General features: G+C 49.5%; 4 protein-coding genes, 1 tRNA gene and 2 pseudogenes. 3 read left to right on the forward strand and 4 right to left on the reverse strand.

Annotation, left to right across the window (positions count from 1 at the left end; translation table 11 throughout):
• Nucleotides 1-6: 6 nt before the first annotated feature.
• The 4 genes from NNO08_RS18880 to NNO08_RS18895 all read right to left on the reverse strand — a co-directional run bounded on the left by NNO08_RS18880 (nucleotide 7) and on the right by NNO08_RS18895 (nucleotide 6,105).
• Nucleotides 7-477: a PTS sugar transporter subunit IIA gene (locus NNO08_RS18880; protein ID WP_271457316.1), complete on the reverse strand. Its 471-nt coding sequence runs from the start codon at nucleotides 475-477 to the stop codon at nucleotides 7-9.
• Nucleotides 478-503: 26 nt separating this feature from the next.
• On the reverse strand, nucleotides 504-2,057 hold the full coding sequence (locus NNO08_RS18885) for a BglG family transcription antiterminator (RefSeq protein ID WP_271442006.1): 1,554 nt from the start codon (nucleotides 2,055-2,057) through the stop codon (nucleotides 504-506).
• Between the two features lie 333 nt (nucleotides 2,058-2,390).
• Entirely contained in the window at nucleotides 2,391-4,712 is a 2,322-nt protein-coding gene (gene yicI, locus NNO08_RS18890; RefSeq protein ID WP_271457317.1) for an alpha-xylosidase, read from the reverse strand.
• 19 nt (nucleotides 4,713-4,731) lie between these two features.
• Entirely contained in the window at nucleotides 4,732-6,105 is a 1,374-nt protein-coding gene (locus NNO08_RS18895) for a glycoside-pentoside-hexuronide family transporter (RefSeq protein ID WP_271442004.1), read from the reverse strand.
• A gap of 290 nt (nucleotides 6,106-6,395) precedes the next feature.
• On the opposite strand from NNO08_RS18895, the gene NNO08_RS18900 reads away from it, so the two are divergent.
• The 3 genes and pseudogenes from NNO08_RS18900 to NNO08_RS18910 form a co-directional block, all read left to right on the forward strand.
• Nucleotides 6,396-6,490, forward strand: a tRNA-Sec gene (locus NNO08_RS18900).
• 108 nt (nucleotides 6,491-6,598) lie between these two features.
• A pseudogene (locus tag NNO08_RS23110) lies at nucleotides 6,599-7,165 on the forward strand (DUF6680 family protein).
• Nucleotides 7,166-7,213: 48 nt separating this feature from the next.
• Nucleotides 7,214-7,436: pseudogene (locus NNO08_RS18910) on the forward strand (SymE family type I addiction module toxin); the annotation flags it as partial.
• Nucleotides 7,437-7,877 lie beyond the last annotated feature (441 nt).

A 7,877-nucleotide genomic window follows, 5' to 3' on the forward strand; every position in this document is an offset into this window, starting at 1 on the left:
TTTTATTTAGCAGACATTGGATTCAGCATATTGGCTAAATAGCTCAATAATTTTCTGTGGACTGCTTTCGATCAGTAATTGTTCAATAATATCTTCGTCAGCCAGTGCTCCGGCAACCTGCGAGAGCAGACGAATATGCGTGGTGTTCTGATCTTCAAGACGAACGGCAAACAAAATAATGCACCGCACATTGCTGCCATCCAGCGTTTCCCAGGGAATATCCTGGCGGGTACGACCAATAGCCAGCGTCGTATTGATCACCGCTGATGATTTTCCGTGCGGGATCGCAATATGATTTTCAAAGCCGGTTGATCCCTCAGATTCACGCTGCCAGACATCCTGAATAAACGTTTCCCGACAGCTAATAGCACCATCTTTTTGCAGAATATCAGTCAGTTCCTCAATCACCTCCGTTTTGTTTGTCGCCTTCATGTCCAAAATAACGCGATTCGTATTGAGTATTTTCGTTATATCCATCAATCATACCTCATGGAGTTCAGACATTAATTTTCAACGACCAGTGACGTCGCCCGATGTAATTTTTCAGTAATAACCGTTTCCGTTACCCGCTTAATATCCGCATCATTGAAGAAGGCGGTGACATACACGACAGGCATAGCAATGGCGGGTAAATTAATGGTCGACACCACCAATTCAATATCGTCCGTCAGCACAGAGGGCAAACTACCTGCCGACACCACGCCAACAATGGTCCAGTCCGGAAAGGCACGCAGAATGCGGCTCTTGAGTAAATGGGAGGTGCCAATACCGGTCGAGCAGACCAACAGCACACGCTTACGCGCCATCTGGCGCTCCATTGCCGCCTGAAAGTGGACGGTAAGATATCCCACCTCATCTTCCGATACCGCCCGCTCGCCCCAACCGCTAAACACCCGATTCACCGCGCATTGGGTCAACCGCCAGACGTCCTGCAGCTCGCCTTTGATATCCTCCAGCAGCGGATTGCGAATGCGGATCTGGTAGTTAAGCCGGTTAATCAGCGGCTTAATATGAATCAGTAATCCGTCATATAGCGCACTATCCTGACTGAGATCGCTGTCGACCATCTCAGCGAAGGTGGCAATCAGTCGATGGGTAATCAACCGCGCTTCATCGCTGGAGTGCATATGGCCAATGACGCTTACATCGTTATGCTCCTCAATCACGACGCCAGACGAGATAATATATTGATAAATAAACCAGACTTCGTCTTCCGGCAGCGAATGGGCTATACGTTTTTCGATACGTTGAATCATGCGGCTGGCAATTGAGAAAATGCTCTCGTCACATGAAGTGATATTTTCATCTTTTCGCGGTAAGGCATTTCCGCGCGTGATGCGATACATCATGATCAGAATATGGGTAAAAATATTGACGTAATACGGTTCGCCTAACGACCAGCACAGATCATTCTCCATTTCCTGCAACAGCGTCTGGACAAATAAAACGTCTTCCTCACCAAAATAATGGACTAGCGCTTTATAGCTCCCCGGGTCAAGACGTGAATAAACCACACTACCGGGTTCATTATGGTTAATCACACCGTTGATCAGTGATGCCATCGCCTGGCGCACACCACTCTCGCTACCTTCGATATGCGTGCCGCTTTGGCTGCGGATCAGCGATAAACCCAGCGGGGCAATCCATGATTCAATCACCTTCAGATCGTTAACTATCGATGCACTGCTGATAAAATAACGTTCGGACAATTTACTGATCGATGTTTCATGTGGCGTTTCGCTTAATAATTGCGAGGCTATCTTGACGCGTCGTGAGTTATTCATCATGCCGTCAGCGTCATCACCCTCCGCTCCTAATAACTGGTCTAAATATAAAAGATCGGTAATATTATCGGCACTTAATATCACACCTGCGCCAGCACGCTTATCAATGGCTATTTTCCATTCCGATAACCACTGTTCCAGTAAACGCAGATCGCGTTGTACGGTCTTTTCCGAAACAGATAAATGCTCAGCAATTTTCAACAGTGTGACATATTCCTTCCGGGACAGAAGAAACCTTAATAATCTGTTTTGTCGCGAGGTAATCATTTGCATTATTTACCCTTATCACACACCAGATTAAATATCTAAAGAAGCATTTATGCTCCACGTGTAATCCGTGATGATAAATATAAGAGGACTACGATGCGTCAACAATACTAAATCGTGTCCTGTAATCCGGACAGAAATAAGACAAAAAAGGGAAATAGTGAGATATTTACAGCGCAGATCACATTTTTTTCATGTATTAGAGTGACAGCGCTCGCAAATATGGATAGGTAAAAATTTAAGTCAGGATATTTTTTCTTTTCAGATCTGGAACGCTGTACGCATCGTAGGCCGGATAAGACGCAATGCGTCGCCATCCGGCACCACATTCACATGCGCTTATAGGGTTATCTTCAACATATCTTCCTCACCAGGCGTAACCACCGTTCCCCACGCGCTGCACACAGATGAACCGCCCTGCACATCGCTAACCTGCGGAATATTACGCAGACACAGCGTCCAGTTACGCGCTTCACCGACACCCTGCACGGTCAGCGTATTGCCCACTCGTACTACCTTCAGCGTGAAGATAACCGAGCCGTCAGACGCCGGAACTTCACAGAGCGCTTCATGCCCTTCCTGCAGATGGAACAACTGAAACGCGGTCCCTTCGTGCCAGGCGTAATCCGGCTTCTGATTATTGTTCCCCAGCGCCAGCAGCGTGTTATCCCTCACATACACCGGCAGGCTCAGGAAGTCGTGCCGCTGCTTATGCCAGCGACTGCCTGTTATCTCGTCATTACGCCACAGGTGCGTCCAGTCACCTTCCGGCAGGTAAAATTGCACGTCACCGGTTTCCGAGAACACCGGAGCCACCATCACGCTATCACCCAGCATGTACTGACGGTCAAGATAATCACACGCCGGATCGTCCGGGAACTCCAGCATCATCGCCCGCATCATTGGCATGCCATGGGTACTGGCGCGAACCGCTTCACGATACAGGTACGGCATCATGCGGCATTTTTGCTCAGTGAAGAAACGCACCACATCGCAGGATTCATCGTCGTATGCCCACGGCACGCGGTAGGATTTGCTGCCGTGCAGGCGACTATGGCTGGAGAGCAGCCCAAACGCACACCAGCGTTTATAGACATGTGCTGGCGCAGTATTCTCGAAACCACCAATATCGTGGCTCCAGAAGCCAAAGCCCGACAGGCCGATAGATAAGCCGCCGCGCAGACTTTCCGCCATCGATTCGTAGTTGGCATAGCAATCACCTCCCCAGTGCACCGGGAACTGCTGTGCACCGACAGACGCAGAGCGGGCAAAAAGTACCGCCTCTTCTTCTCCCACCGTCTCTTTCAGTACGTTCCACACCAACTGGTTGTAGATGAACGCATAATGGTTATGCATTTTTTGTGGGTCAGCGCCGTCAAACCACTGCACATCCGTTGGGATACGTTCGCCAAAATCCGTTTTGAAGCAATCGACGCCGATATCCACCAGGCCTTTCAATTTGTTGGCATACCACTCGCAGGCCGCAGGATTCGTGAAATCATAAATCGCCAGCCCCGGCTGCCACTTATCCCATTGCCACAGAGAACCATCAGGGCGTTTAAGCAGATAGCCTTTCTCTTTCAGCTCGTTGAACAGCGGCGATTTCTGGCCAATGTACGGGTTGATCCACACACAGACCCTTAACCCTTTTTCTTTCAGGCGACGGATCATCCCTTCCGGATCCGGGAACGTCACCGGGTCCCACTCAAAATCACACCACTGAAATGCCTTCATCCAGAAGCAGTCAAAATGGAAGACATGAAGCGGCAGGTTGCGTTCGGCCATACCGTCGATAAAGCTGTTCACCGTCGCTTCATCATAGTTAGTGGTAAAGGAGGTAGTGAGCCACAGGCCAAAAGACCATGCCGGTGGCAGCGCCGGACGACCGGTAAGTCGGCTATAGCGATCCAGCACCGCTTTCGGCGTTGGGCCATCAATAACGAAATATTCCAGGTACTCGCTTTCCACGCTGAACTGCACTTTCGACACTTTCTCAGAGCCAATTTCAAACGACACACACTGCGGATGGTTCACCAGCACGCCGTAGCCGCGGTTGGTGAGATAAAACGGGATGTTCTTGTAAGACTGCTCAGTACTGGTGCCGCCATCGCGGTTCCAGGTTTCCACCGTCTGGCCGTTACGTACCAGCGCAGTAAAGCGCTCGCCCAGCCCGTACACCGTTTCACCGACGCCCAGATCCAGGCGTTCAAACATATAGTTTTTCCCGCTGTTGGTGTCCTGCACGTAGCCGTTATTTTTCAGCTGGCTGCCGGTAATACGTTCGCCGTTACGCAGGAAATCCAGCGACCAGAACTCACCTTTAGTGACCCGCACGCTCAAATTACCGCTCTTCAGTTCGACAAATTCAGCGGTGTTTCGCATCTCGACGCTGATGTCCTGCAGCACGTTCAGCGGGTAATGCGGGCCGGTATCCAGCGCGCCCTGGAAGTGTTCCATACGCACCCCAACCACGCCTTCCTGCGGCGAGAAAAAGCGCAGGGTGAAGAGTGGAGTATCCAGTTGCCATGTACGTTCACGCACATCGCGCGGCGCAACGTAGACAATCATCTCGTTACCCTGCTGTTCAACCTCGAACACCTGAATCGGGTGAGTTAAATTCAGGCCAGGCTGCGTCAGCCAGTTTCCGTCGCTAATTTTCATCGTCAGTTCCTTAGTTCTGTCATTCTTTCGTCGTAAAATCCTGCTGATTGCGGCGCGCGCCCTGAGCCAACTGACTCATAATTTCCGTCAGATACGGGGTTTTCAGGGTGTAGAAACGTTTGGCAATCACGGCACTCAGCAGGTAGCAAATGGCCGGGACAATCGTGAACAATGCGATAATGATGCTAATGGTGGCGCTATTTTGGGTTTTCGCTGCGGCATCGTAGCCGCCGCCCGCCAGCATCCAGCCGATCATCGCCCCGCCAAGCGCCAGGCCCAGCTTGAGCACGAACAGCGTTCCCGCAAAGCTGATACCCGTCAGACGTTTTCCGTTGCACCACTCGCCGTAATCAACGGTGTCGGACATCATTACCCACTGGATTGGCGTCACGAGCTGATGCAGTACGCCAATCACGAAGATGAAAGCGAACATGGTGAGGTTGGCGTGCATCGGCACGAAGAACATTGCCAGGCTGATGACCGCCAACAGGGCATTCGTCCACCAGAAGACACTCACTTTGCATTGCCAGTCAGTCAGCGGTTTTGCCAGCGCAGAGCCGATCAGATTGCCGACACAATAGGTGGTGAGGAAGGCCACAAACACTTCCGGCTTGCCCAGAATCCAGGTGACGTAATACATCATCGCCCCGCCGCGAACGCAGACGGCAAGGATGTTGAGAATGGTCAGCAGGCCGACGATGCGCCATTGATCGTTTTGCCAGATATCACGCAGGTCTTCACGCATTGAAGTGCTGCCCGGCGGCGCTTTCACACGTTCTTTGGTGGTGAAGAAGCAAAACGCCAGCATCAGGAACGCCACGACCGAGAGCACGGCAATCCCGCCCTGGAAGCCCAGCGCTTTATCTTCACCGCCAATCAGATTAACCAGCGGCATCATCAGCACGGTGGAGAGCATGCCGCCCGCCGTCGCCAGCACGAAGCGCCATGACTGTAGGGAGATGCGCTGCGTGGGGTCATTAGTGATCACGCCGCCCAGCGCACAATAGGGAATGTTCACCACGGTATAAAGCAGGGTCAGCAGCGTGTAGGTGATTGCGGCATAAATCATTTTGCCGTGCAGGCTGAGATCCGGCGTGCTGTAGGCGAGCACACAGACCAGACCAAACGGCAGCGCACCAAATAGCACCCACGGGCGGAATTTCCCCCAGCGTGAACGGGTGCGGTCGGCGAGCAGTCCCATGCAAGGGTCTGAGATGGCATCCAGCGCGCGGGCCAGTAAGAACATGGTGCCGACAAATCCGGCCGGAATACCAAAAATATCGGTATAGAAGAACATCATATATAACATGACGTTATCGAAGATAATGTGGCTGGCGGCATCACCCATGCCGTAGCCAATCTTCTCTTTAACGGACAAAATCTCACTTTTCATTACGCATCCTTGTTAGCACTTTCACACGCACTGATACCGGTTACAGTTCTTGTAAACCATCCCTGTGAGCGCGGGTATTGCGATATCTCGTTATCAAATTACGATTCTTATTTTCTGTGATCGGGGTAGCGTCGAAAAATGTGTCGAAGTGTAAGCGATGGATTTTGTAGAGATTTATTTGAAACTGGTCATGGTAAGGAGAAAGGGAAGTTAAAAAAGTGAGTGAGGGGGTGTGGAAACCGTAGGAAGTAGCTATAATGCGCCCCGCCTCCATGTAGCAATCGAGGCGCGGAAGATCGTCATCTCCGGTGAGGTGGCTGGACTTCAAATCCAGTTGGGGCCGCCAGCGGTCCCGGGCAGGTTCGACTCCTGTGATCTTCCGCCAATTTGCTTATCTTATATCCGCCATTTGCCATATCTTCTCCATTCACAAATTCCTTTATGATTCTCAGCTCAAAATTCTAAATACATCTATTCACTTTGAGAATATTATATGAGCACAGCGCTTACTATTTTAGCCATTACAGCTACTGTAATTAGTCCATTATTAGCCGTTCAAACTCAGAAATTCATTGAAAGGTACTCACAAAAAAAATCATTGAAGATTGATATATTCAAACAACTCATGGCGACACGATCTCAGAATGCCAGATTATCCAATGAGCATGTTCGCGCGCTAAATATGATAGACTTAGCATTTTACGGTAAAATAAAAAAAGGAAAGACAAAGAGGAGCACTTCTGAGAGTAGCGTATTATCTTCATGGAAGCTTTATTTTGCACACTTGAATACTTCATACCCAGGTAACGATAATGCCTAGGGCGCTATATGGAATCAAACAAGTAATAGCTTGTTCCTGGACTTATTATCAGATATTGCAAAAGATATTGGCTATGATTTCGAGCGAGTCCAATTACAAACAGCCACATATTCTCCGGTTGCCCATGGGGCAATCGAGAGCGATCAGATAAAAATAAGAAAAGGTTTAGCTGCAATATTTTCAGGAGAAGATGCCTTAAAAATGGAGATCATAAATATTCCGGGAAAGCAGGATAATTAATAGACCCACTGCTTATTTTGAGTCTCAACACCCAACCTTTCCAACGCCTTTCTGCCCAAGGTGTTCGACAAGCCACGCCCAAAATTGCCCTTCCGACAAGTGGCTCCGCGCGGCGGGATTTGATACCGGGCAACAGGTTACTGTAAAAGTGATGAGCGGCTGTATCGTCCTGATGGCCTATGGCGAGCAGGAGCAACGGTTACAAGATGAGCTGAAAGAAGCACATCAGAAGTTGAATAGAATTGAGAGCACGCTGGCGACTCTCCAGTGAAGTACGGCTGAACCTGTAGGCGTTTCTTACAGGTTCAGCTGATGCCGGATGTCGCTAACGCTTATCCGGCCTACGGACTACATGCAATAAGAGACAACATTGCGGCCTTTCATTTTCAGTTATTCGGTTTTACCGAACAACTGCCATAACCCCCATATTCAATACGTAAAAAACCACCGATCGGTTAATCAGCGCTTCTTTCAGATCACCGTTCATCCTGAAACGGGAAGCTTCCGAGCACAATATCGCTGCCATATGTTGCGAACAAGCCAGATCAGGATAAAAGGAAAAGATGCAGGAAACTGCATTTGAGATTCGAAGAATTTATTTATTAATAAAATCAGTGAATAACAGAGGGGGGATTATGGCACCATTTCCATGATCGGCTGGGATGTTTATTGAGGTTCAATCCTGAGTATTTCAGTAACTGTGATAATAAAT

This window comes from Citrobacter sp. Igbk 17 (assembly GCF_028069775.1).
GTDB lineage: Bacteria > Pseudomonadota > Gammaproteobacteria > Enterobacterales > Enterobacteriaceae > Citrobacter.

Bases quoted from the DNA above. Each gene is read 5' to 3' on its own strand.
- yicI (WP_271457317.1), bottom strand. From the start codon at position 4,712: ATGAAAATTAGCGACGGAAACTGGCTGACGCAGCCTGGCCTGAATTTA.
- NNO08_RS18895 (WP_271442004.1), bottom strand. From the start codon at position 6,105: ATGAAAAGTGAGATTTTGTCCGTTAAAGAGAAGATTGGCTACGGCATG.
- NNO08_RS18880 (WP_271457316.1), bottom strand. From the start codon at position 477: ATGGATATAACGAAAATACTCAATACGAATCGCGTTATTTTGGACATG.
- NNO08_RS18885 (WP_271442006.1), bottom strand. From the start codon at position 2,057: ATGCAAATGATTACCTCGCGACAAAACAGATTATTAAGGTTTCTTCTG.